A 24921-nucleotide genomic window follows, 5' to 3' on the forward strand; every position below is an offset into this window, starting at 1 on the left:
GGCGGCGCAGATCCTCTCCTTGGTGTCGTCGACGGAGGGCTTCACATCGATCAACCCCCATCGCACAGCCGATCCGAAGCTCGAGATCACTCCGAACGGACCGCCTGCCGGGGCGGGGCAGGGGCTGGAGCAGGAGCTGGAGCAGGAGCTGCGGCAGGAGCAGGAACCGTAGCGGAGCGAGGGTCAGGCGAACCCGCGTGCCTGCCGTCCTGCAGCTCGAGCACCGCATCCACCGCACCCAACTCCCGCAGGTCATGCGTCACCGCGATGACGGCGGTGCCCGCGGACGTCATCCGTCCGATCGCGTCCGCGATGATCGTCTGCGACGCGGCATCCAGACCCGCCATCGGCTCGTCGAGGAGCACGAGGTCCGCTCGCTGCACCAGTGCTTGCGCCAGTAACGCGCGCTGCCGCTGACCGCCAGACAGCGTGCCGATGCGCCGACGCGAGAGCGCGGACAGCCCGACCGTCTCGATGGCCTCGGTGACGGCGGCACGATCCGCCCGCTGCAGGCGGCGCCACGAGCCGAGCCGACCCCAGGTGCCCATGGCGACGATGTCCCACACCGTCATCGGCAGGTGCGGCGGCAGCTGCGTCGACTGCGGCACGAGGGCGATCCGCAGACCAGGCCGCCGCACGACGTCGCCACTGCTCGCCCGCAGCAGGCCCGCCGCCACGGCGAGCAGCGTCGACTTCCCCGAGCCGTTCGGCCCGACCACCGCGGTCAGCTGGCCGGCGTGCACCTCCAGGCTGACACCGCGCAACGCCGGATGGCCCTCGATGTCCACGGTCGCCTCCTCCACGGACAGCAGGCGGGTGGTGGGCAGGAGCGGGGGAGCAGGCACCCTCCCATTATTGCAAATGAAAATCGTTCTCAATAACTGCTAAGGTCGCTCCCTGTGACCCTTCTCGACCCGTTCACCGTCGCCTTCGTGCAGCGCGCCCTGATCACCGGCATCCTCGTCGCCGTCATCTGCGGCGTCGTCGGCACCTGGGTGGTCCTGCGCGGGATGGCCTTCCTCGGCGAGGCGATGGCCCACGGCATGCTCCCCGGCATCGCGATCGCCAGCCTCACCGGCATCCCGCCCGTGCTCGGTGCGGCGACCAGTGCCGCGGCGATGTCCTTCGGGATCGGGATGCTGCAGCGCCGGGGTCGTCTCTCCGGCGACACCAGCATCGGCCTGCTCTTCGTCGCGAGCCTCTCACTGGGCGTGATCGTGATCTCGGCCTCGCGAAGCTTCGCGACGGATGCGACCGCGATCCTCTTCGGCGACATCCTCGCGGCCTCGGCGACCGACATCCTCTCGCTGGGAGCGGTCGCCGTCGTCGCGCTCGCTGCCGCCGCCCTCGGGCACCGCTCCTTCGTCGCGATAACCGTCGACCCCCGCCAGGCGCAGCTGCTGCGCCTTCGCCCGCACCTCGCGCACGTGCTGCTGGTCGGACTCATCGCCCTCGCCGTCGTCGCCGCCTATCAGGCGGTCGGCTCGCTGCTGGTCGTCGGGATGCTGCTGGGCCCCGCCGTCGCCGCAGGCAGATGGACCAGCCGCATCCCCACCACCATGGCCCTCGCCGCGCTGATCGGCGCCGCGAGCACCGCGGCGGGGCTGCTGATCTCCTGGCACGCAGGCACCGCCGCCGGCGCGACCATCGCGATGGTCGCGGTGTGCGCCGCCCTGCTCTCTTCCGCCCTCCGCCAGGCCGCCGGTGCCCTTGCCGCGGCGCGTCGGCCGTCCCCTCTCGAAAGGACCACATGAGAGCCCGAAAAGCCGCCCTCGCCGGCATCCTCCTCCTCGCTGTCACCGGATGCTCCGCGCAACCGCCGGCCGCAGCGCCGTCATCGACCGCGGTCGGTGACGGCCACGGCGAGATCGCCGGGGCGCATGAGCTGGCCGAACCCGCCCTCCACCTCGCGACCGCGAATCGGGACGGATTCATCTCGCACCTCGACCTCCTCGACGAGGAGACCTCCGTGCTCGCCGAGATCGACCCGATCGATGAGCTCGTGACCGACGGTCGATACCTGTTCGGCATCCGCGAAGGATCGGTCACCGTGATCGACAGCGGCGTCTGGACGTGGAGTCACGTCGACCACTTCCACTACTACGAGGCGCCGTCGCGGATCCTCGGCGACATCGAGGGAGCGGGCATCGCGACCGTGGTGCCCGGCGACAGCGGCATCGGCATCCTCTTCGACCACGAGGCCGTCCTCCTCGACGCCCCCGCCCTCGCCGACGGCGAGATCTCCGAGAGGTTCCGCATCGACGTCGAACCGCACGCGGGGCTCGTCGTCCCCCTCGGCGAGGGAGCGGCGATCACGGATCCCGAGAGCGGAGCGAGCGGCGCCGTGTCCTCGTTGCGCATCGTCGACGCAGATGGAACAGACGTCGGCTCCGTCCCCTGCGCGGATGCCGCGGCCACCATCACCACCGTCGTCGGCGTCGTCGTCGGCTGCGCGGACGGCGCCGTGATGGCCACGGGTGCGGACCCTGCCTCGTGGGAGCGGATCCCGTACCCCGCAGGCACCGAGAACCTCAGGGCGACCGCGTTCGCGGCCCGTGAGGCACGCCCCACCGTCGCTGCGGTCGCCGGCGACAGCGGCGTCTGGATGCTCGACACACGCGAGCGCGAGTGGACCCTGATCGACCTCGAGGAGCCGATCGTCCTCGCCGCAGCCGTCGACGACGCCGACGAACGAGTGCTGGCGCTGGCATCCGACGGGTCCGTCCTGGTGATCCAGGACGCCGCGGTCGTCTCCCGCACCGCGCCTCTCGTCGCCGCATCCCTGGCGGACGCCGCATCGGCCGAGCACGTCGAGTTCGTCGTCGATCAGACCAGGGCCTACCTGAACGGCCCGGCCGAAGGGATGATGTGGGAGATCGATCCCGCCGACGACGCCCGCCTCGCGCGGACCTTCGAGACCGAGGCCGAACCGCTCCTGCTGGCGGGAACGGGCCGATGAGCCGGGTTCGCGCCGCCGCAGCCGTCCTCGTCGCGGGGCTGGCAGCCGGCGTGCTGAGCGGGTGCACGGCCGCGGCATCCGACCGGCCCGTCGTCTACGTCACGACGAACATCCTCGGCGACGTGGTGACCGAGATCGCCGGCGACGGGATCGAGGTCGTCACCCTCATGGCGCCGGGCGCCGACCCGCACTCCTTCGAGCTCTCGGCCCAGCAGGCGGCCGGCCTGCGCAGCGCGGACCTCGTCGTCGCGAACGGCCTCGGTCTGGAGGAGGGGCTCCTCCATCACGTCGAGGCCGCGGCCGCGGAGGGAGTCGACGTCTTCGACGCAGGGGAACAGGTGGCGGTCGTCGAGTACGCCGACGACGCGGGACCGGACCCGCATTTCTGGACCGATCCGCAGCAGATGATCCGCGTCGTCGAGGCGCTCGCCCCCCGCCTCGCGGAGCTGGACGCCGGAGCGGATGCGGCGGCCTACATCGCCGAGCTCGAGGCCCTCGATGCCGATATGGCGGATGCCTTCGCCGCCGTCCCCGAGGAGAACAGGGCGCTCGTCACCAACCACCACGTGTTCGGCTATCTCGCCGTGCGCTACGACGTGCGCATCCTCGGCGCTGCGATCCCCGGTGGCACGACGCTCGCCGCGCCGAGCGCGGCGGATCTTCAGGAGCTCGTCGACGCGATCGACGCCGCGGGGGTTCGCACGATCTTCGCGGAGTCCTCGCAGCCGGACCGCCTCGTCCAGGTGCTCGCCGACGAGGCCCAGCGCGACATCGCCGTGGTGGAGCTCATCACCGAGTCGCTGACGTCGCAGGGCGAACCCGGCGACACCTATCTCGACATGATGCGCGTCAACACCGAGCGCATCGCGTCGGGGCTCAGCCCCTGACGCCGACCATCCCCCGCCCATCAGGGCGAAACCAGAAAGGAACACCATGACACAGCTGAACCGAACGGCGCGACTGGCCGCCGGAGTGGGAGTGGTCGCACTGCTGCTGGCAGGATGCGCGGCGGAGCCCGCCGCAGAGCCGTCCTCCACGGCCGATGAGGGCGCGACCACCGAGACCGCTCCGCGCATCGCGGTCGCCTACGCGGGCGGTGTCCTCGTCGTCGACGGCGAGACCCTCGAAGTGGTCGCCGACCTCCCCTCCGAGGAGTTCGTGCGGGTCAACCCCGCCGGCGACGACCGGCACGTGCTCGTGACGACGTCGCAGGGCTTCCAGTTCCTCGACGCGGATGCCGCAGAGCTCACCGACCTCGTCGTGCCCGCCGCGGCGGCCGGTCACGTCGTCCGGCATGACGGCAGGACCGTGCTCTACGACGACGCGACCAGCGACACCACGGTCTTCGACACGGCCGCCCTCGCCGCGATCGACGGCGCCCTCCCCGACGCGGAGGTCATCGCCGGCGTCGAGGCGCACCACGGCGTATCGGTGATCCTGGAGGACGGCACGTTCGTGACGACCGTGGGCGACAGCACCGGTCGCACGGGCATCAGGGCGACGGACGCCGACGGGGCGGAGATCGCCGCGAGCGCCGACTGCCCCGGCGTGCACGGCGAGGGGGCGGCCCAGGACGAGACGCTCGTCTTCGGCTGCGAGAACGGGGTGCTGGTCTACGCGGACGGCGAGATCACCAAGGTCGCCTCCCCCGATGAGTTCGGTCGGATCGGCAACGCCTACGCCTCGGAGGACAGCCCGCTGGTCGTCATGGACTACAAGGACGACCCGGACGCCGAGGGGTCCCTCCTCGCCAACATCGCGCTCGTCGACACCGAGAACAAGACGCTCGAGAAGGTCGCCCTGCCCGACGGCGTGCAGTACACCTGGCGGGGCATCGTCCGCGCCGATTCGGCCCACGCGCTCATGATCGGCACGGACGGTCAGCTGCACGTCATCGACGCGGCCACCGGCGCCATCGAAGAGTCCTACCCTGCGATCGAGGCCTGGGAGGGGCCCGCCGAGTGGCAGCAGCCGCACCCGGCGATCGCGGTCGCGGGCGACGTCGTCTACGTCACCGATTCGGCCAACAGCACGATCGTCGCGATCGACGCGGCCACCGGAGAGCAGATCGCGACCGGCGAGCTGCCCCAGGTGCCCAACGAGATCGCCGTCGCCGGCTGATCGCGCGAGGCGGGGCCCTTCGATGCGGAGGGCCCTGCCTCGACGCTCTCGCTCAGACGAGGGCGAGGGCGTCGTCGTAGGCGGTCCGGGAGACGCCCAGACCTTCGCCGCCGAACACCCTGGTCGTCCCCGGCTCCGACCGCCACGCGGGCCAGCCGGGGTCGGTCGCGGCCACGAACGCCACGGCGGCCGCGTGCATCTCGTCCGCGACCGACTGCGGCGGGCGAGGACCGGCGAGGGCATCCACCCTCTCCCGGTCCAGCCCGTCGAACCAGAACGGCACGTCGAGGCAGTGGCAGGCCCATCCCTTCGCGGGGGAGACCCAGCTGAAGGCGTACGCCCAGGTCGACGCGTCCGCTCCGGCGCGGGCCTCCGCGACGCGCGGGACGAGACTGCGGAAGACGTGATCTGTCACGAACCGGCCCACCATGGCCGGCCCGCCCTTTCGCCGCTGCGGACGGTTGGCCGCGAGATAGGCCCTGCGCACCGCCCCGTCCCGGAGGAACGGGCGCAGCAGCACGGCGGAGGGGACGGCCCGCAGCGCGCGCGGCGCGTGGTCGGCGACCATCGTGAACTCGTCGTCGACCGATCCGAGCACGAGCGGCTTGTCGGCGCCCACGCCGGCGCGCAGCGACTCCACGGTCGGCCGGGGGATGAGCTCGCCGTTGATGACCGGCCCCCAGGGCAGCCCCTGCTCGATGAGATCAGTGAGCATCCCGAGACCCTTTCGAGCACTCACCGCCTTCGACTGCAGCTTCAAGACCCTGCGTTCCGGCACCGAACGGAACCCGTCGATCGTCGGATCGACGTCGAGGATGCGGGCGAGCCGCTCGCCGCGCTCCTGAGCGGTGTCGAGCGGGACGTCGCCGAGCGCGGCGGAGAGCGCCAGCGCGCTGTGGAAGAGGTGCTGCGCCGACGGCATCCCGAGCAGCGTCAGCACGGCGCCGCCGCCGGCGGACTGACCGCCGATCGTGACGCGACCCGGATCCCCGCCGAAGGCGGCGATGTTCTCCTGCACCCACTCGAGGGCGGCGAGCCAGTCGAGCACGCCGCGGTTGTGCGGGGCGCCCTCGATCCAGCCGAAGCCATCGAAGCCCAACCGGTAGGAGATCGACACGGTCACGACGCCGTCGCGGTTGAACCGCGCCCCGTCGTACCAGGGGCTGGCGGGGGATCCCTCCGTGTAGCCGCCGCCGTGGATCCACACGAGCACGGGCAGGCTCGCGTCGAGGTCCGGCGTGAAGACGTTGACGTTCAGCGTCGCGTCGCCGGGGATGGGCGGCTCAGGGATGAGGGTGTCGCCGGGATCCCGCCGCAGGGCGGTGGCGCCGTACGCCGTCGCATCGCGCACCTCGTCCCACGGCTCGGGAGGCACGGGGGCGGCGAAGCGGAGCTCCCCGACCGGCGCCGCGGCGAACGGGATGCCGAGGAAGGCGGCCGAGGCGTTCGGCGTACCGTGCTCGCGCCAGAAGCCGCGCACCGGTCCCGCGGCGGTCACGACGAAGGGCTGCTCGGTCATGCGGCCTCCTCCGTGCGCGGTGGACGCAGAGCATCCACGAAGGCTCCGAGATGGGCCGCCATGTCGATCTCCGGATCCACCAGCCACATGCTCTGCAGTCCGTCCGACAGCGCCTGCAGGGCAGTGGCGGCCCAGTCGGGGTCGATCTCCGCGCGGATCTCGCCGCGCTCCCGCTCGAGAGCGAACGCGTCACGGAACAGACCGTGCAGGTTCGCGGTCCGTTCCTGGAAGTACGCACGGGCCGGGTGCTCGTCCTCGGCAGCCTCCGCGGAGAGCTGGGCGTACAGCTGCACGAGGCCGGGCACTGTCGCGTTGTGCCGCGCGACGGACTGCAGCATGGAGAGGTCGGGGGAGTCCCCGCCGTACGCCTGCTGGTCGACGTCGTCGCGCTTGCGGAGGATGGCCGTGAACAGCTCCTCCTTGCTGCCGAAGTAGTGCAGGAGGCCGGCGGGGCTGAGACCGACCGCCTCGGCCAGCTCGCGGACGGATGCCTTGCGGTAGCCGTGCTGGGCGATCACGCCGAGCGCCGCGTCGAGGATCTCCTCGCGCTTCACGATGCCCTTCGCATACGAACCTCGTCGAGCCATGACGCCAGCGTATCGGCGTCCTCCGCCGAAGGCCACTAAAACCGAACAACGCTTGCTTTTCGTTCGCGACGTGCTTAGGCTGTCGCTACCATCCACGGCGGATGCGGCGAAAGGCGAACGCAGATGACCGACCCCCAGGACCTCACCCTCGAAGAGAAGGCCTCGCTCACCAGCGGCGCCGACTTCTGGACCACCACCGCGATCGACAGGGCGGGCGTGCCATCGGTCATGCTCACCGACGGTCCGCACGGACTCCGCAAGCAGGCGGCCGCCAGCGACCACCTCGGCCTGAACGACAGCGTCCCGGCGACCTGCTTCCCGCCCGCCGTCGCTCTCGGCTCCTCCTTCGACCCCGCTCTCGCCGAGCGCGTCGGTGCAGCGCTGGGCGTCGAGTCCGCGATCGAGGATGTGGCGGTCATCCTCGGCCCCGGCATCAACATCAAGCGCTCGCCGCTGTGCGGCCGCAACTTCGAGTACGTCTCCGAGGATCCGATCCTCGCCGGTCGCATCGGTGCCGGCCTCGTCCGGGGCATCCAGTCGCAGGGCGTCGGCTCCTCGCTCAAGCACTTCGCGGCGAACAACCAGGAGGACGACCGGATGCGCTCCTCCAGCGACATCGACCCCCGCCCCCTGCACGAGATCTACCTCCGCGGCTTCGAGTACGTCGTCAAGGACGCCCAGCCGTGGACCGTGATGTGCTCGTACAACCGCATCAACGGCGTCTACGCCTCCGAAGATCCGTGGCTGCTCGGCGAGGTGCTCCGCGAGGACTGGGGCTTCGAGGGGCTCGTGGTCTCGGACTGGGGTGCGGTGAACGATCGCGTCACCGGACTCGCCGCCGGCCTCGACCTCGAGATGCCCTCCAGCGGCGGGGTGACCGACGCGCAGATCGTCGCCGCGGTGAAGGACGGCTCGCTCGACGAGGCCGTGCTCGACACCGCTGCCGGACGCATCCTCGACCTCGTCGCCAAGGCCGAGGCCCGCCCTGCCGTCGACGGCCCTCTCGACGTCGACGCCCACCATGCGCTCGCCCGCGAGGTCGCGGGGCGCACGATCGTCCTCCTGAAGAACGACGACGCGCTCCTGCCGCTCGACCCGTCCGCATCCATCGCGGTCATCGGCGAGTTCGCCCGCACCCCGCGCTTCCAGGGCGGCGGATCCTCGCACATCAACCCGACCCGCCTCGACACGGCGCTGGACGCCTTCGGCGACCGCGCATCCTTCGCCCCTGGCTTCACGTTCGACGGATCCGGCGACGCCGCGGCGCTGCGCGAGGAGGCCGCGGCGCTCGCCGCGCAGCGCGACATCGCCGTGCTCTTCCTCGGCCTGCCGGACGCGGACGAGTCCGAGGGCTTCGACCGCACCCACATCGACCTCCCCGCCGCGCAGCTCGAGCTCCTCGACGCCGTGCTCGCGGTGAACGAGAAGGTGGTCGTCGTGCTGTCGAACGGGTCGGTCGTCGCGCTGCCGTTCGCCGATCGGGTTCCTGCCATCGTGGAGGCGTGGCTGCTTGGCCAGGCAGGCGGATCCGCGACGGTCGACGTGCTCACCGGAGCCGTCAACCCCTCGGCCCGCTTGGCGGAGACCATCCCCCACCGCCTCGAGGACACCCCCGCCTTCGGGAGCTTCCCCGGCTCCTTCGGGCACGTCCGCTACGGCGAGGGCGTCTTCGTCGGCTACCGCTGGTACGACGCCCGACGCATGGAGGTGGCGTATCCCTTCGGGCACGGCCTGTCGTACACGACCTTCTCCTACGGTGCGCCGACCGCCCGCGTGCTCGACGACGGCGACATCGAGCTCTCCGTCGCCGTGACGAACAGCGGCGACGTCGACGGCCGCGAGGTCGTTCAGGTCTACGCCGCACCGGAGCGGTCGGCTGTTGAGCGCGCGCCCCGCGAGCTCAAGGCCTTCGCCTCCGTCGCGATCGCCGCCGGCGCCACCGAGGACGTGCGCCTCGTCGTGCGCCGCGAGGACCTCGCCTACTGGGACATCCGCGTCGACCGCTTCGTCGTCGAGGGCGGGGCCTACCGCTTCGAGGTGGCCGCCTCCAGCCGTGACGTGCGCGGCGCGGTGACCGTCGCCGTCGAGGGCGATGAGGTGCGCATCCCGCTCTCGGCGAACTCGTCGATCGGCGAGATCCTCGAGCACCCCGTGGTCGGTCCGATCGTGCGCGAGCAGCTCGGCGGCGGGATGGCCGCGGCGGACGGTGCGATGGATGCCGGGATCATGAGCGATGAGGCGATGGCCAAGATGATGGCCTCGTTCCCGATCGGTCGCCTGGCCGGTTTCCCCGGCATGGGCATCGACCGCGCACAGGTCGAGCAGCTCATCGCCCTGGGCAACGCGCCGCAGTAGGACGTCCTCGCGTCGGGGGACGCGGGCTCGTGTGCGTGCATCCCGGATAGGTATGACACAATGTGTCGTTAAGTACGACAGTTTGTGTCATACTGAACCCGACGATGCACGAGGAAGCCACGTGACACGACCTCCATCCGGTTCGCAGACCCTGCTGCGAACCTTGAACGCTCGAGCGCTCCTGGAGGCGATGGCGCGTCGGGGCCCCCTGACTCGTGCGGAGTTGATGAGTGAGACCGGGTTGTCCCGGACGGCGGTGACGCAGGTCCTCAGGATGCTGGAGGCCGGGGAGGCTGTGGTATCTGCTGGGGTGGATCGCGAGACCCGCGGTCCGGCGGCGACTCGCGTCTCACTCAACCCGAAGCTCGGCTGCGCGGCCGCGGTGCACATCGACCATCAGTCGATCCACATCGCGATCGTGGACCCGACCGGAGCGATCCGGGCCGAGCGCCAGGAATCCCTGAGCCCGGGGGAGCTCCTGGAAGATCGCATCGGCCGGATCGTGGGAATGATCTCGGCCTCGCTCACCGCGGCGCGCGCCCCCCTGCGCGCCGCGGTGGTCGCGGTCCCCGGCATCGTCGGGCGCGACGGATCCATCCGCGACGACAAGGGGCCGGACGGCGGGGCCTTCCGTTCCGCGCTGTCGCAGGCCCTGGGCTGCGAGGTCCGCGTCGAGAACGACGTCAACCTCGCCGCGGTCGCAGAGCTCGGGGGAGAGGCCGCCGCCGAGCTCGACAGCTTCGTGCTGTTCATGCTCGACGGCGGATTCGGTGCCGGCATCGTCATCGACGGCGCCCTGCACCGCGGCGCCGCTGGCATCGCCGGCGAGGTGCAGTACCTTCCGCAGCCGCCGCTGCCGATCGGCGCGCCGGTGCTCAACGACGTGGTCGTCGCCGATCTCGCGTTGCGCGAAGGGCGAGACGCTGCGCTGCGCACCATCGACCACCTCGATGCCGCAGAGGCAGGCGACGAGTCGGCGACGCGCATGGTCGCCGAGATGGCACGGCGAATCGTCCTCATGGCGGGCAGCGTCACGCTCGCCATCGACCCTGGCGCGTTCATCCTCGCAGGAGAGGCCGCCCATCCCGCCCTCGTCGAGGCCGTGCGACGCACGGCGCAGGAGTACTCCGCGCTCCTGCCGATGACGTTCCTCGTCTCGTCGTTCGGCAAGGAGGCGGTGCTGGTAGGAGCGACGGGCGAGAGCACGGCCGTGCTGCGCAGCACCCTGTTGGACGAGATCGCCGCAGAGCCGGAGAGCAGGACCCGATGACCGCACCCTCTGACCTCGTCCGACGGCTCGGACTGCCCTCTGATGCGAGGGCGATCATCCTCAACGCCGACGACTTCGGGATGTGCCACGCGGCGAACACCGCGATCTCCGAGCTGCTCCATGAGGGGATGCTGGATTCGACGACGCTCATGCTGCCGTGCGCGTGGGCGCCGGAGGCGCTCGCCTTCGCCGCCTCGAACCGGCACCTCGACGTCGGCGTGCACCTGGTGCTCACGAGCGAATGGACCCGCTATCGGTGGCGGCCGCTGACCGGCATCCGCACCTCGCTCGTCGATGGGGACGGCTTCTTCCCCGCGACGAGCCGCGCCGTCGAAGTACAGGCGGATGCGGCGGACGTCGGTCTGGAGCTCGCCGCCCAGCTGGAGGCCGCCCTCGCGGCGGGCGTGGACGTCACGCACCTCGACAATCACATGGGATCCGCCTACGGGCTGGAGACCGGGCGCCACTTCCTGGCCGAGGTGTTCGCGCTCGCGGCTGCGCATGCTCTGCCGTTCCGGCTGCCCAGGGTCGTCGACGGCTCGGACATCGACCCCTCGCTTCAGCCGGCGCTCGACCAGATGACGGCGGCGGCGGATGCTGCGGGCATCGTCATCCTCGACCGGCTGTGGACGCATCCCTTCCCGCTCGCCGGAGAGGGTACCGCCCAGGAGGAGGGCTACGAGCAGGTGCGCGAGGGCTTCCTCGACCTGCTGCGCGCCGTGCCGCCGGGCGTCACGGAGATCTACCTGCATCCCATGGTCGACGACGACGAACTGCGCTCCGCGGTGGACTTCGCAGCGGCGAAACGCGGATACGAGCGGCGCCTGCTCGCCGACCCGCTGGTGGCCACTACGATCGCCGAGGAGGGGCTCATCCGGATCGGCTGGCGCGCCCTCCGGGATGTGCAGCGCGGCGAAGCCCGCTGAGGACGCGGCCGACGGTCGCTGAGCAGATGCGGTGGGAGCCGCTGATCAGAGAGGCCGCGATGACCGCCCTTGCCCGCATCAGGGACCGCAGACTCTCCTCCGCCCCCGGTCGCGGCCAGGCCATCGCCTTCGGCGCATCGGGATTCCCCGCCCAGCTCATGGCGCAGACCTTCTCGGCCTTCGTCGTCTACTTCTACGTCGACCGCCTCGGCGTGGACGCAGGGTGGGTCGCCGCGGCGATGATCGCGCACGGCATCCTCAACGCGGTGCTCAACCCCATCGTGGGCGCGCTGTCCGACCGCGGCCGTTCGCGCTGGGGGCGGCGGATCCCGTGGATCGGTATCGGCATCATCCCCCTCGTGGTCGCCTTCGCGCTGGTGTGGATGCCGCCGGAACTGCCCGCATCCGGGCTCATCGTCTGGTTCCTCGTCGTGGTGGCGGTCTACGACGTCGCCTATGTCGTCGTCGTCCTGAACATCTCCGCGCTCTTCCCGGAGATCTTCCGCACCACCGAGGAGCGCGCCCGCGGCAACGTCCCCCGACAGATCTTCGCCATCGTCGGCATGGTGCTCGGCACGGCCGGTGCGCCGCTGCTGTACGGCTCGATCGGCTGGCCGGGGATGGCGATCGCGCTGGGTGCGGTGTGCCTCGTGATGCTGATCTGGTCGTTCGCCGGCGGCATGGTCGAACGCGAAGACGCGGTGGCCGCGGATGCCGCGCCGATGCCGTGGACGGCCCAGCTGCGGTACACCTTCGGCAACCGTGCCTTCGTGCCCTACGTGCTCGGCTCGCTGCTCGTGCAGTCGGCGATCGCCGTCATCCTCGCCGCGATCCCTTTCTACGTCCGCTACTCGCTGCATGCGCCGGAGGGCGAGGGAAGCCTCCTGCTCGGTGCGATCTTCGTCACCGCCATCCCGGCGATCGTGCTGTGGAGCGCGGTGGTGCGGCGCACTTCGCCGCGGACGGCCACGCTCTGGGCGGTCGGCGTGTTCGGGCTCGGGGTGCTCGGGTATCTGCTGCCCGCCGGAATCCTCGGCGCCGTGCTCGTCGGCGTCGCGGTCGGCGTTGGCGTCGGCGGCCTGCTGCAGCTGCTCGAAGTCGTGCTCGGGCAGATCATCGATGACGATGCCGCCCGCACGGGACACCGTCGCGAAGGCGTGTACTTCGGCGTGAACGGCTTCGTCGTGCGCGGATCCGTGGTCGTGCAGGCCGTCGTGGCCGCCTGGGTGCTCGGCGCCTCCGGTTACGACGCCGCGCTCGGCGATGCGCAGCCGGAGACCGTCGACGGGGCCATCCGGGTGATGCTGGCCGTCGTGCCGATGGTGCTCACGGCACTGGCGTGGCTGTGCTTCTGGCTGTACCCGATCCGCCGGGCGTAGCAGGACCGTTCGCGCTCGTGCCGGTCAGCCCGCGTTGCGGCGGGCCTCCCAGCCGGAGCGCACCATCTCATCGACGCTGTAGCGCATCTTCCAGTCGAGATCCCGCGCGGCGAGCTCGCCGGTCGCGACGATCCGATCGGGATCGCCGGGACGGCGGGGGCCGATCTCCGGGGTGAAGTCGATGCCGGTGACGCGCGCGACGGCATCCATGATCTGCTTCACGCTCAGGCCGTCGCCGGAGCCGAGGTTGTACGCGGGCTCGACTGGCTCGCCGGTGGCCATCCGCTGCGCCGCGGCGACGTGGGCCGCCGCGATGTCGCCGACGTGGACGTAGTCGCGCACGTTCGTGCCGTCCGGGGTGTCGTAGTCGTCGCCGAAGATCTTCGGGGTCTTCCCGGCGAGCAGCGCCTCGAACACGATCGGGAAGAGGTTGTGCGGGCTCACGTCGTAGACGGCGGGGTCGGCCGAGCCGACGACGTTGAAGTAGCGCAGCGAGGTGTGCCGCAGCGGAGCGTCGGAGTCGGCGGTCGCGACGGCCTGATCACGCAGCAGCCACTCGCCGATGAGCTTCGACTCGCCGTACGGGCTGGCCGGTCGCTTCGCGGTGTCCTCGACGACGAGCGCCGTGTCCGGCGTGCCGAAGACGGCCGCGGAGGAGGAGAAGACGATGTTCTGCACGCCGGTCGCCGCCATGGCCTCGAGCACGACGCGGGTGCCCTCGACGTTCTGCGCATAGGTGTGCAGCGGGCGCTTCACCGAGACGCCGGCGTACTTGAACCCTGCGACGTGGATGACACCCTTCGCGGCGTGCTCCCGCAACGTGCTCTCGACGAGGGCGCGGTCGAGGATGGAGCCCTTCACGAAGGGCACGCCGTCGGGGATGAAGGACGTCTGCCCGCTCGACACGTCGTCCAGCACGACCGGGCTGAGACCAGCGGCCGAGAGTGCGCGCACGACGTGCGCTCCGATGTAGCCGGCGCCGCCGGTGACGATCCAGGACATGCGTTCCTCTCCTGCCGCGGATGGCGGCGTCGTTTCATTCTCCCCGAACCTGCAACACCACGCCGAGCCATACGCGACTCGACGCGTGCTCGGCGTGGTGTTGCAGGTTCGATCAGGCGTCGCGGTGCGCGCCGAGTGACGGCGTGACCGTGAAGATGTGCGGTGCGGCGAAGCCGGATGCGTCGAACGCGGCGCGCAGGGCATCCGAGATCTGATCGACCGCAGCTTCCTCGATCAGGGCGATGGCCGCCCCGCCGAAGCCTCCGCCGGTCATCCGCGCGCCGATCGCGCCCGCGGCCATGGCCGCCTCGACCGCCGTGTCCAGCTCGGGCACGGAGATCTCGAAGTCGTCGCGCATGGAGGCGTGCGAGGCGAGCAGCAGATCGCCGATCGCGCGCGGACCCTCGGCGCGCAGCACCTCGACCGTGTCGAGCACCCGCTGGTTCTCGGTGACGACGTGCCGCACGCGGCGGAAGGTCACATCGTCCATGAGCTCCTCGGCCCGGGGGAGGTCGGCGACGGACACGTCGCGCAACGATGCCGCCCCCATGATCGATGCGCCCCGCTCGCAGGCGGCGCGGCGCTCGCCGTAGCCGCCGGTGGAGTGCGCGTGCTTGACACGGGTGTCCATCACGAGGATCGCGAGGCCCGCCTCTGCCACGGCGAGCGGGACCTGGGTCGCCTCGAGCGAGCGGCAGTCCAGGAAGATCGCGGTGTCGACGCCGCCGATCATGGACGCCATCTGATCCATGATCCCGGTGGGTGCGCCGACCGCCTCGTTCTCGGCCTTGCGGCCGATGCGCGCCAGCGCGACCTTGTCGAGGCGCCCGCCCCACAGCTCATCGAGGGCGGAGGCCGTCGCCCCCTCGATCGCGGCCGAGGAGGAGAGCCCTGCCCCGACCGGGACGTCGGAGGCGATCGCGATGTCGACGCCGGCTCCTGCGACACCCGCCTGCTGCAGCGCCCAGGCGACGCCCAGCGGGTACGCGGCCCATTCCGCGACGGCGGGGGCCGCGCCGGATGCGGTGGGGAAGAGACCGTCGAGGTCATCGAGCCCGACCTCGACCGGGGTCGGGTCGAAGGTCGATGCCACGCGGATGCGGCGGTCGTCGCGCAGCCCGACCGCCGCCACCGTGCGGTGCCCGATCGCGAAGGGCAGCACGAAGCCTTCGTTGTAGTCGGTGTGCTCTCCGATGAGGTTCACACGCCCCGGTGCCGACCACAGCCCCTGCGGGGCGTGGCCGGTGAGCTCGGTGAACAGGGCCCGTGCGGCATTCTGGGTCGCTGTGTCGGTCATGCGGATGCCTCTTCTGCTCTGGCGATGGCGTCGCGCAGTCGCGACGCGCCGTTCTCGGGGGTGACCTCCGCCGCCCAGGCCCACATGGCGGACTCCGAACCGGCGAGGAACTTCAGCTTGTCCGCCGCGCGGCGGGGGCTGGTCAGCTGCAGGTGCAGCCGCACGCTGTCGCGGCCGACGTTGACCGGCGCCTGGTGCCACGCCGCGATGTACGGGGTAGGCGTGTCGTAGAGGGCATCGACGCCCCGCAGCAGCTTCAGGTACAGCGGCGCCAGCTCGTCGCGCTCGGCGGCCGAGGTCTCGGAGAGGTCGGCGACGTGCCGGTGCGGCATGACATGAACCTCGAGCGGCCAGCGCGCGGCGAAGGGCACGAACGCGGTCCAGTGCTCGCCCTGCAGCACGACCCGCTCGGAGCCCTGCTCGCTCTCCAGGATGCGGGCGAAGAGGTCGGGCGCCGTGCGGTCGATGCTGTCGAGCACGCGCGTCGTGCGCGGCGTCACATAGGGGTAGGCGTAGATCTGTCCGTGCGGGTGCGGCAGGGTGACGCCGATCGCCTCTCCGCGGTTCTCGAAGGGGAACACCTGCTCGATGCCAGGGATCTGCGAGAGCGCCGCGGTGCGGTCGGCCCATGCCTCGATGACGGTGCGGGCGCGCGTGACGCTCTGACTGCCGAAGGACCCGGTGTGCTCGGGGCTGAAGCAGACGACCTCGCAGCGGCCGACCGAGGTGCGGGTGCGCTCCAGGCCGAGCGCGGCGAGGTCGTCGAGCCCGCGCGGCGGGTTCGACGCGGCCGGCACACCGCCGAACCCATCCGGCAAGGCGGGGCCGAACGCCGGCGATCGGTTCTCGAAGACGGCCACGTCGTAGCGCGACGGCACCTCGGAGGGGTTCGTCGGGGTCTGCGGCGCGAGCGGGTCGGCATCGGCCGAGGGCATCATCACGCGGTTCTGGCGGTTAGCGGCGACCGTGATCCAGTCGCCCGTGAGCACGTCCATGCGCATGGTCGCGGTCTCGGGGCGGGGGTCGAGGGTGCGCGCGTCGACGGCGCGCTCGGCGCCGAGCGACGTGCCGGGGTCGTCGTAGTAGAAGAGCTCGCGACCGTCGGCGAGACGGGTGGCGCGCTTGACGACGCCGGCGCCCAGGGTGGTCGTCGTGAGGGATTCCGCGTCATGCATGTTCACGTAAACACGTTAGCTCCTCGCGGATGGTAACGTCAACACGGATGCCGGATGCCGGATGCCGGATGCCGGATGCCGGATGCCGGATGCCGGGGAGGAGGAAGCCATGAGCCAGTCGCAGGAGCCCGACGATCATCGCCGCGTGCCCTCCGGACGGGTCTCCATGGCCCAGGTCGCGGCCCGCGCGGGCGTCTCCGGACAGACCGTCTCGCGCGTCGCCAACGACAGCCCGCGCGTCGACCCAGGGACGAGGGCGCGCGTGGAGCGCGCGATGGCCGAGCTGGGGTACCGCCCGCATCCGGCCGCTCGCGCGCTGCGTACCGGCCGTACTCAGACCCTCGGCCTCGTCGCCACCACGCTCGCGACCGTCGGCAACTCCCGGATGCTGCAGGCCACGGCCGAAGCGGCCGAGGAGCGCGGCTACGCCCTCACCGTCGTCACCGCCGCAGGGCGGGCCGGTGTGACCATGGCCTTCGACCGCCTTCTCGATCAGGGCGTCGACGGCGCGCTCGTGCTGAACGAGGCCTCGGCGCTCGTGCCGGAGTCGCCTCGGCCGACAGGCCTCCGGCTCGTCGTCGTCGACGCGCCGGACGGCCTTGGTCTGCGCTCCGTGCACAGCGATCACGCCGGCGGGGCGCGCACGGCGACCGCTCACCTGCTGTCTCTCGGTCATCGCACGGTCCACCACCTCGCCGGACCCGCAGACTCCTTCGCCGCGGCGGAGCGCGAGCGCGGCTGGCGGGCGACGCTCGCCGATGCCGGCATCCGCCCTCCGCTCGTCGTCCGCGGCGACTGGTCGGCGGCGTCCGGGCATGCGGCCGCTGCGGCGCTCGCCGAGGCATCCGCCGTGTTCTGCGCCAACGACCAGATGGCGCTGGGGCTCCTCCGCGGTCTCGGGGACGCAGGGCGACGCGTGCCAGAGGACGTCAGCGTGATCGGCTTCGACGACGTGCCGGATGCCGCCGACTACCGCCCGCCGCTGACGACCATCCGGCAGGATTTCACCATGCTCGCGCAGCGCGCCGTCGCCGAGCTCGTCGCGGACATCGAGGGCGACGCGCCCGCGGCATCCGACGTCGTGCCGGCGGTTCTCGTCGAACGCGCGAGCGCAGGCCGCGCCGGCGCGACCCGCGAAGGCTGAATCAGCGCCCCGAGATCACCACGTTGTCGATCTCATCCCCATCGACTCCTGGCCTGCTCGCCGCGTTCGTCAGCAGCACCCAGCAGACGCCTGCCCCGGGATGCACCCAGAACTCGCAGCCGGACCAGCCGCTGTGCCCGTAGACGTCGCGGTCGATGAGGCCGGGCGCCCTGGTCTTGAGATTCCACGTGAAGCCCCAGTCCTGACCGCGCTCCGACGGATAGGGCTCGAGGCGAGGGATGTCTCCGGTCAGTGGCCGCATGGTCATCGCCAGCGTCGAGGGGGCCAGGATGCCGTCGGCCTTTCCCGCATGGATGCGCAGCAGCTCCGTGCCGATCGCGAGCAGATCCTCCGCGCGACCCGAGAGCCCCGCTCCCGGATGCCGCCGCCGCAGGAAGGCGTCCATGTCGAGCCCGGCGTCCGCCGTGCCGACCACGTCGTGGGCATCGTCCGCGTCGAGAGCGAGCCCATCGGCGCCGATCGTCGATGCCCACCGCGCGAGCTGGGCATCCCAGGCGCCCTCGCCCACGTGCTCGACGAGCGCGGCGATCCCCTCGAAGGCGAGCGTGGAGTAGCGCGACGCGGATCCGGCCGCGAAATCCCTTCCGCGGGCGAGCAGCTCATCGCGCAGCGGCACGGAGGTGTCCAGCGGCGGCTCGGTGATGCCGGAGGTGTGCGAGACGAGGTGGCCGAGCGTCACGACGTCGTCGCGGCGGGCGCCGAACCCCTCCACGGCCGCGCTCAGCGGTGTCTTGACGGTGAGCAGTCCCCGCTCCACCGCCCTGGCCGCCGTGATGCCCAGCAGCGGTTTGGTCACCGAGAACAGCCGGTAGCGGTCGTCCGCGCGGGCTGCGCGAGCGCCGGTCGATCCGAAGGCGTCGAGTGCGACGACGCCGGATGCCGTGGCGATGCCGAGCACGGCGGACGGCAGCGCTCCCGTGTCGACGTGCGTGCGGACCCTGTCGAAGGCCGCCGGGTAGCTGCTCATGCCTCAGCGCCCATTAGCGCTGCGGATTCCGAGCGCGTGTCGTCTCGCTGTGCGAGAGGCTCGGCGAGCACGGCGACCGAGCGCGGACCGATCCGGACCGTGCCGTCGCCGGTGCGCTCGGTCGCGCCCAGTGCGCGTCCTGCCGCCGACACCTCCACGGTCTCGTCCGTGCGGTTGGCCAGGAAGACGAAGCGCTCCTCGGCGCTGCGGCGCACGATGACCTCCACGCGGCCGTCCGCCGCGAGTGGATCGGCCAGCACATCGGCATCCAGCCGCCCCAGGAGATCCCGGATGCCCTCTCGGCCGAGGTCGGCCGAGACGTAGACGGCACTGCCCTCACCCACCGCCCGCCGCGTCACCGCGGGAGAGCCGGCCAGATCGCCGTCCGCGTAGCGGTCGATGACCTCGACGTCGTCCTCCGTGCGGGAGATCCACTCGCTCCACACCTGCGCCGTGGCGCCGGAGGAGAGCCGCACCGGAGCATCCGGCAGCAACGGAGCGAACTCCTCGACCGTGATCCCGAGCAGCTCGCGCATCGCACCGGGGTATCCGCCGAGCCAGACCCGGTCGTGCTCGTCGACCGTGCCGGAGAAGTACGTCGTGATCAGCTGCGCGCCGGCCTCGACGGTCTGCACGAGGCGGTCGCGCAGCGCGGCGGACATCACGTGCAGCATGGGGGCGATGACGACGCGGTAGCCGTGCAGATCGCTCGTCGCGGGGACGACGTCGGCCCGGATGCCGAGATCCAGCAGCGCCCGGAACCACTCGCGCGCCTCGACCTCGTAGCGGAGGCGATCGCTCGGGTGCGAGTCGCGCCCGCTCACCCACCACGATTCGTAGTCGAAGAGCACGGCGACCTCGGCGCGCTCACGGTGCGAGCCCGTGACCGGGGCGAGATCCTTCAGCTGTGCGCCCAGCGAGACGACGTCGCGGAACACGCGGCTGTGCTCGCCCGCGTGCGGGAGCATGGCCGAGTGGTAGCGCTCGCCACCGGCGCGGGACTGCCGCCACTGGAAGTAGCAGATCGCGTCCGCACCGTGGGCGACATGGGTCAGCGCGTCGCGCACGAGCTCGCCGGTGCGCTTGGGGGGATTCACCTCGCGCCAGTTCACCGCACTGGTGGCGTGCTCCATGAGGAACCACGGCTCGCCGTCCGCGATGCTCCCGGTCAGGCTGGCCCAGAACGAGAGGTCGTCGCGACCGATCTCGCCGCCGAGCAGGTAGTGGTCGTTGGACACGAAGTCGACGTCCCCTGCCCAGCTCACGTAGTCGATGTCGCGCACGTTGCTGGCGACCATGAAGTTCGTCGTGCGCGGCACCCCGGGGGTCACCTCGGCGAGCAGAGCGGCCTCGGCGCGGAGGTGGTCGCGGGCGGCATCCGAGCTGAAGCGCTCGAAGTCGAGCTGCTGGCCGGGGTTGCGCTGCGCGGCGGCGACGCGCGGCGGGAGGATCTCCTCCCAGTCGCCGTAGCGCTGCGACCAGAACGCGGTGCCCCAGGCGTCGTTGAGCGCGTCGATCGAGCGATAGCGCTCCTGCAGCCAGAGGCGGAACGCGCGCGCCGCATCGTCGGAGAAGTCGTAGAGGTTGTGGCAGCCCAGCTCGTTGGAGATGTGCCACGCCACCAGTGCAGGATGCTCGGCGTAGCGCTCGGCGATCGCGCGGGTCAGGCGCAGGGCGTGCTCGCGGAACACCGGCGAGGTGGGGCGCCAGTGCTGGCGGCCGCCGGGGGACAGGACCGTGCCGTCGACGGTCTGCGGGAGCACTTCGGGATGCAGGGTCGTCAGCCATGGCGGCGGGGAAGCGGTCGCGGTGGCGAGGTCGACGTCGATGCCGTTGTCGTGGAGGAGGTCCATGATCTCGTCCATCCACGCGAAGTCCCATTCGCCGGGGCGGGGTTCGAGATGCGCCCAGGAGAAGATGCCGAGGGAGACGATGTTCACACCCGCCTCCCGCATCAGACGCACGTCATCGCGCCAGACGGCCTTCGGCCACTGCTCGGGGTTGTAGTCGGCGCCGTAGCGCAGCTGGCCTCCGCCCAGGGATCCGTTGAGCACCCAGCGCCTGTTCGTCTTCGTCGTCGTCACGATCGATACTGTAGAGCAGAATCCGAGCATGTGCACGTTTTTCGTCGAGGGTACGCTGTGAGGCATGTCCGAAGCCGGAACGGCGCCCGTGCGACGAGGCCCCTATGCCAAGACGGCCTCGCGCCGTGCGGAGATCATCGCCTCCGCCACGGCGGTGTTCAGCGCGCACGGCTATCGCGGCGGATCGCTGAGGCAGATCGCGAAGGCGCTCGACCTCGGCCTCACCACGGTCATGCATCATTTCCCGACCAAGGCCGCTCTGCTGGAGGCGGTCCTCGAGCAGGAGGACCGCTCCGATCCGGATGCCGAGGAGCGCTCGCGGCGTGACGGGTTCATCCCCATGGTGCTCGGCATCGTGGAACGCAATCTCGCCAGGCGCGAGCTCGTGCGGATGTTCTCGATCGTCGCCGCGGAGGCGACGTATCCGGAACATGAGGCGCATGCCTGGCTGGTCGGTCGGTATGCGACCGTCACGGTCTCGTACGCCGCGCTCATCGAGCACGATCGGGCCATCGGGCGCATCCGGTCAGAGCGCCCGGCCGCCCAGCTGGCCGCGCTGGTGCTCAGCGGGTGGGAGGGCATCCAGATCCGCTGGCTGGCCGACGGCACGGATCCCGTCGCCGCCATGCGCGTCCTGATGGAAGAGCTGCTGCTCCCCTCCTCTGCGGACTGACGCGCGGCCCTCTCTGGCGCGAGCCCGGTGCTGCACGCTGTGAGCTCAGGTGCAGGGTTGCGGAAAACGCATTCCCATGCCAGAGTTCTTGGTACGCAGGAAAGCGTTTACCGCTTGTTGCCTCGGCCATCCCCACAGAACGGATCAGCAATGTCACAGTCGACAACCCGCGAGATCGGGATCATCATGAACGGCGTCTCCGGGCGCATGGGCTACCGTCAGCACCTCGTGCGCTCGATCCTCGCGATCCGCGACCAGGGCGGCATCGAGCTCTCCGACGGAACCCGCGTGACCGTGAAGCCGATCCTCGTCGGGCGCAGCGCGCAGAAGCTCGCCGAGCTCGCGGCCCTGCACGGCATCGAGGACTACACCACGGATCTCGACGCGGCCCTCGCCGACCCGCAGTGGGAGATCTACGCCGACTTCCTCGTCACCAAGGCCCGCGCCACCGCGATCCGCAAGGCCATCGCCGCCGGCAAGGCGATCTACACCGAGAAGCCGACCGCCGAGTCGCTCGAGGAAGCGCTCGAGCTCGCCCGTCTCGCGAAGGATGCCGGCGTCAAGACCGGCGTCGTGCACGACAAGCTGTACCTGCCGGGCCTGCAGAAGCTCAAGCGCCTCATCGACTCCGGCTTCTTCGGCCGCATCCTCTCCGTCCGCGGCGAGTTCGGCTATTGGGTCTTCGAAGGTGACTGGCAGCCGGCGCAGCGCCCCAGCTGGAACTACCGCACCGAGGATGGCGGCGGCATCATCAGCGACATGTTCCCGCACTGGAACTACGTGCTGGAGAACCTCTTCGGCGACGTCAAGAGCGTCTACGCCCAGGCCGCCGTGCACATCGCCGACCGCTGGGACGAGAAGGGCGAGCACTACACCGCGACCGCCGAGGATGCCGCCTACGGCATCTTCGAGCTCGACGGCGGCATCATCGCCGAGATCAACTCCTCCTGGACGGTCCGGGTCAACCGTGACGAGCTCGTGGAGTTCCAGGTCGACGGCACGCACGGCTCCGCCGTCGTCGGGCTCTTCGGCGCGAAGATCCAGCCGCGCAACGCGACTCCGAAGCCGGTGTGGAACCCCGACCTGGAGGACAGCCACGACTACGACGCCGATTGGCAGCAGGTCCCCACCAACGACGTGTTCCTGAACGGCTTCCGCCAGCAGTGGGAGGAGTACCTGGAGTCGTACGTGCTCGGCACCGACTATGCCTTCGATCTCCTCGCCGGAGCACGCGGCGTGCAGTTCGCCGAGGCGGGGCTCGCCTCCAGCGCCGAGGGCCGCAAGGTCGCGATCGAGAAGCTGTCGCTCTGATGGCCGCGCTCCGCCTGCTCGCCGCCGACGGCACGCTGTCGGATGCCGCGCTGAACGACTCGGGCGGTTACGTCCGTCCGGCATCCCCGCTGCGCAGCCGCGTCGCCTATGCCGCCGCCCACGTCGTCCCCGTGGTCTGGGGCGACAACACCCCCGGCCGCCCCGCCGACATCGACTGGGACTCCACGCTCGCCTTCCGGCGCAACGTGTACTCCTGGGGGCTCGGCGTGGCGGATGCGATGGACACGGCGCAGCGCAACATGGGGCTGGATGCCGCGGCCACCCGCGAGCTCATCTCCCGCAGCGCCGAGGTGGCGCGCGAGGAGGGCGGCTCCGTGGTCGTCGGCGTCAACACGGACCACGTGCTCGATCAGTGGATCGACCTCGACGCGGTGATCGACGCCTACAAGCTGCAGCTGCACTTCACCGAGGAACAGGGCGCCGGCCCCGTGCTGATGGCCTCGCGTCATCTGGCGAGGGCGGCCTCGTCGGCCGACGACTACCGCCGCGTCTATCGGGAGGTGCTCCAGGCGGCGACCGTCCCGGTGGTGCTGCACTGGCTGGGCACGGCGTTCGATCCCGAGCTGGCCGGGTACTTCGGCGCTTCGGACTGGCAGACCGCCTCCGAGGTGCTGCTGGACATCATCGCCGAGAACCCGGACAAGGTCGCCGGCGTGAAGATGAGCCTGTTGAACGCCGAGAGCGAGATCTCGGTGCGCTCGCGCCTCCCCGAGGGCGTGCGGATGTTCACCGGCGACGACTTCAACTACGTCGGGCTCATCGGCGACTCGGGCGTCGGCACGCGTCCGTATTCCGACGCCCTGCTCGGAGCCTTCGCCGCGATCACCCCGGTCGCCTCCGCGGCCATCCAGGCGCTGGATGCCGGGGACGCCGCCGGCTATCAGCGCATCCTCGGCCCGACCGAGGAGCTCAGCCGTCAGGTGTTCGCCGCCCCGACCTTCTACTACAAGACCGGTGTCGCATTCCTCGCCTGGTTGAACGGTCACCAGCCCGCGTTCCAGATGGTGGGCGGGCTGCACTCTGCGCGCAGCCTTGTGCACCTGAGTCGCATCGTCGAGCTCGCCAACGCCTCCCTCGCCCTCGAGCAGCCGGAGCTCGCCCTCGAGCGCTGGCACGGGATGCTGCGGCTGAACGGAGTCTCCGCATGAGCGCCTCCCCGTCCGCCGCATCGTCCGTCCGGCCGGTCGACACGAAGCCGCATCCGCGCCTGTCCATCAACCAGGCCACGATCAAGTACGCGAACCTCGCCGATGCGCTCAGCGCCACCGCCGAGGCCGGTGTGGAGGCCATCGGGCTCTGGCGCGAGCCGGTGAACGAGGTGGGTCTGGCCACGGCCGCGCAGATGTTGAACGATTCGGGGCTCCGTTTCACGACGCACTGCCGCGGCGGGTTCTTCACCCTGCCGGACGGCACGGCGCGCAGCGCCGCGCTGGACGACAACCGCCGCGCCATCGAGGAGACGGCGACGCTGGCCGCTGCGGGAGCCGCAGGGTCGACCTCGATCCTCGTGCTCGTCGCCGGGGGCCTTCCGGAGGGCTCGCGCGACATCGCCGGTGCACGTGAACGCGTGCGCGATGCGATCGGCGAGCTCGTCCCCGATGCCGCAGCCGCCGGTGTCACCCTGGCCATCGAGCCGTTGCATCCGATGTACGCCACCGACCGCTGCGTGGTCTCCACCCTCGGCCAGGCGCTGGACATCGCGGCCGACTTCGACGCCGCCGCGGTGGGAGCGACGGTGGACACCTTCCACATCTTCTGGGACCCGCAGGTGCTCGACCAGATCGCCCGTGCCGGGCGCGAGGGACGCATCGCGACCTACCAGGTGTGCGACTGGAGGACGCCGCTGGCGGCGGACGTGCTGCTCAGCCGCCACTACCCCGGAGACGGCGTGATCGATTTCGGCGCGCTCACGAGGGCCGTGGTGGATGCCGGGTACACCGGCGACATCGAGGTGGAGATCTTCAACGAGGACGTCTGGGCGACCGACCCCCTCGAAGCCGTCCGCCGCACCTCGGCCGCCTTCTCGGCGTCCGTCGCGCCCCACCTCGCCTGACCGCCTCGCGATTCCGGTCGTCCTGTGCGCACCACGACCGGAATCGCGACCTGAACG

21 protein-coding genes are annotated in these 24921 nt (G+C 71.0%); 13 read left to right on the top strand and 8 right to left on the bottom strand.

Annotated elements, in window-relative coordinates; translation table 11 throughout:
* Positions 1-86 precede the first annotated feature (86 nt).
* Positions 87-845: a zinc ABC transporter ATP-binding protein AztA gene (aztA, locus tag ACWGJP_RS08020; protein ID WP_452329229.1), complete on the bottom strand. Its 759-nt coding sequence runs from the start codon at positions 843-845 to the stop codon at positions 87-89.
* 54 nt (positions 846-899) lie between these two features.
* On the opposite strand from aztA, the gene aztB reads away from it, so the two are divergent.
* The 4 genes from aztB to aztD are packed head-to-tail and all read left to right on the top strand — an operon-like array spanning position 900 to position 5080.
* On the top strand, positions 900-1754 hold the full coding sequence (aztB, locus tag ACWGJP_RS08025) for a zinc ABC transporter permease AztB (RefSeq protein WP_452329230.1): 855 nt from the start codon (positions 900-902) through the stop codon (positions 1752-1754).
* Positions 1751-2959 carry a hypothetical protein gene (locus ACWGJP_RS08030; protein WP_452329231.1) on the top strand — a complete coding sequence of 403 codons (1209 nt, stop codon included), beginning with the start codon at positions 1751-1753 and terminating at the stop codon, positions 2957-2959. Before aztB ends, ACWGJP_RS08030 begins: the two co-directional genes overlap by 4 nt.
* A complete protein-coding gene (locus tag ACWGJP_RS08035) occupies positions 2956-3846 on the top strand; it encodes a metal ABC transporter solute-binding protein, Zn/Mn family (RefSeq protein ID WP_452329232.1) in 891 nt (296 codons plus the stop codon). The genes ACWGJP_RS08030 and ACWGJP_RS08035 overlap by 4 nt, the downstream gene beginning before the upstream one ends.
* A gap of 46 nt (positions 3847-3892) precedes the next feature.
* A complete protein-coding gene (aztD, locus tag ACWGJP_RS08040; RefSeq protein ID WP_452329233.1) occupies positions 3893-5080 on the top strand; it encodes a zinc metallochaperone AztD in 1188 nt (395 codons plus the stop codon).
* Between the two features lie 52 nt (positions 5081-5132).
* On the opposite strand, the gene ACWGJP_RS08045 is transcribed toward aztD, so the two are convergent.
* Both ACWGJP_RS08045 and ACWGJP_RS08050 read right to left on the bottom strand, forming a co-directional pair.
* Complete coding sequence (locus ACWGJP_RS08045; RefSeq protein WP_452329234.1) at positions 5133-6599, bottom strand: carboxylesterase/lipase family protein; 1467 nt, start codon at positions 6597-6599, stop codon at positions 5133-5135.
* Positions 6596-7186, bottom strand: a complete 591-nt coding sequence (locus tag ACWGJP_RS08050) for a TetR/AcrR family transcriptional regulator (protein WP_452329235.1) — start codon at positions 7184-7186, stop codon at positions 6596-6598. Before ACWGJP_RS08050 ends, ACWGJP_RS08045 begins: the two co-directional genes overlap by 4 nt.
* Positions 7187-7309: 123 nt before the next feature.
* Here ACWGJP_RS08050 and ACWGJP_RS08055 point away from each other — a divergent pair, with 123 nt between their 5' ends.
* From ACWGJP_RS08055 to ACWGJP_RS08070, 4 genes are all read left to right on the top strand, one after another.
* The gene (locus tag ACWGJP_RS08055; protein ID WP_452329236.1) at positions 7310-9541 is read left to right on the top strand and encodes a glycoside hydrolase family 3 C-terminal domain-containing protein; all 2232 of its coding nucleotides are present in this window, start codon (positions 7310-7312) and stop codon (positions 9539-9541) included.
* A gap of 310 nt (positions 9542-9851) precedes the next feature.
* Positions 9852-10811 carry an ROK family protein gene (locus tag ACWGJP_RS08060; RefSeq protein WP_452329237.1) on the top strand — a complete coding sequence of 320 codons (960 nt, stop codon included), beginning with the start codon at positions 9852-9854 and terminating at the stop codon, positions 10809-10811.
* On the top strand, positions 10808-11737 hold the full coding sequence (locus ACWGJP_RS08065; protein WP_452329238.1) for a polysaccharide deacetylase family protein: 930 nt from the start codon (positions 10808-10810) through the stop codon (positions 11735-11737). The genes ACWGJP_RS08060 and ACWGJP_RS08065 overlap by 4 nt, the downstream gene beginning before the upstream one ends.
* Positions 11738-11796: 59 nt before the next feature.
* Entirely contained in the window at positions 11797-13116 is a 1320-nt protein-coding gene (locus ACWGJP_RS08070) for an MFS transporter (RefSeq protein ID WP_452329239.1), read from the top strand.
* A gap of 24 nt (positions 13117-13140) precedes the next feature.
* Here the strand turns inward: ACWGJP_RS08070 and galE are convergent, their stop codons facing one another.
* The 3 genes from galE to galT form a co-directional block, all read right to left on the bottom strand.
* Positions 13141-14118, bottom strand: a complete 978-nt coding sequence (gene galE / locus ACWGJP_RS08075; protein ID WP_452329240.1) for a UDP-glucose 4-epimerase GalE — start codon at positions 14116-14118, stop codon at positions 13141-13143.
* A 112-nt stretch (positions 14119-14230) separates the two neighbouring features.
* Positions 14231-15415 carry a galactokinase gene (galK, locus tag ACWGJP_RS08080; protein WP_452329241.1) on the bottom strand — a complete coding sequence of 395 codons (1185 nt, stop codon included), beginning with the start codon at positions 15413-15415 and terminating at the stop codon, positions 14231-14233.
* Positions 15412-16590, bottom strand: coding sequence for a galactose-1-phosphate uridylyltransferase (galT, locus tag ACWGJP_RS08085; protein WP_452329509.1), 1179 nt, complete (start codon positions 16588-16590; stop codon positions 15412-15414). Before galT ends, galK begins: the two co-directional genes overlap by 4 nt.
* A 109-nt stretch (positions 16591-16699) precedes the next feature.
* Here galT and ACWGJP_RS08090 point away from each other — a divergent pair, with 109 nt between their 5' ends.
* Positions 16700-17734 carry a LacI family DNA-binding transcriptional regulator gene (locus ACWGJP_RS08090; protein WP_452329242.1) on the top strand — a complete coding sequence of 345 codons (1035 nt, stop codon included), beginning with the start codon at positions 16700-16702 and terminating at the stop codon, positions 17732-17734.
* Between the two features lies 1 nt (position 17735).
* Here the strand turns inward: ACWGJP_RS08090 and ACWGJP_RS08095 are convergent, their stop codons facing one another.
* Together ACWGJP_RS08095 and ACWGJP_RS08100 are read right to left on the bottom strand one after the other, a co-directional pair.
* Positions 17736-18722 (bottom strand): serine hydrolase domain-containing protein, encoded by a 987-nt coding sequence (locus tag ACWGJP_RS08095; protein WP_452329243.1) that lies wholly within the window; start codon positions 18720-18722, stop codon positions 17736-17738.
* Positions 18719-20806 carry a beta-galactosidase gene (locus tag ACWGJP_RS08100; RefSeq protein ID WP_452329244.1) on the bottom strand — a complete coding sequence of 696 codons (2088 nt, stop codon included), beginning with the start codon at positions 20804-20806 and terminating at the stop codon, positions 18719-18721. The genes ACWGJP_RS08095 and ACWGJP_RS08100 overlap by 4 nt, the downstream gene beginning before the upstream one ends.
* A 64-nt stretch (positions 20807-20870) precedes the next feature.
* Here ACWGJP_RS08100 and ACWGJP_RS08105 point away from each other — a divergent pair, with 64 nt between their 5' ends.
* The 4 genes from ACWGJP_RS08105 to ACWGJP_RS08120 all read left to right on the top strand — a co-directional run bounded on the left by ACWGJP_RS08105 (position 20871) and on the right by ACWGJP_RS08120 (position 24864).
* Positions 20871-21479, top strand: a complete 609-nt coding sequence (locus tag ACWGJP_RS08105; protein WP_452329245.1) for a TetR/AcrR family transcriptional regulator — start codon at positions 20871-20873, stop codon at positions 21477-21479.
* 150 nt (positions 21480-21629) lie between these two features.
* Positions 21630-22790, top strand: coding sequence for a Gfo/Idh/MocA family protein (locus tag ACWGJP_RS08110; RefSeq protein WP_452329246.1), 1161 nt, complete (start codon positions 21630-21632; stop codon positions 22788-22790).
* Positions 22790-23959, top strand: a complete 1170-nt coding sequence (locus ACWGJP_RS08115; RefSeq protein WP_452329247.1) for a dihydrodipicolinate synthase family protein — start codon at positions 22790-22792, stop codon at positions 23957-23959. Before ACWGJP_RS08110 ends, ACWGJP_RS08115 begins: the two co-directional genes overlap by 1 nt.
* A complete protein-coding gene (locus ACWGJP_RS08120) occupies positions 23956-24864 on the top strand; it encodes a sugar phosphate isomerase/epimerase family protein (RefSeq protein WP_452329248.1) in 909 nt (302 codons plus the stop codon). The genes ACWGJP_RS08115 and ACWGJP_RS08120 overlap by 4 nt, the downstream gene beginning before the upstream one ends.
* The last annotated feature ends 57 nt before the right edge of the window (positions 24865-24921 follow it).

The sequence above is a fragment of the Microbacterium sp. NPDC055903 genome, assembly GCF_053615555.1.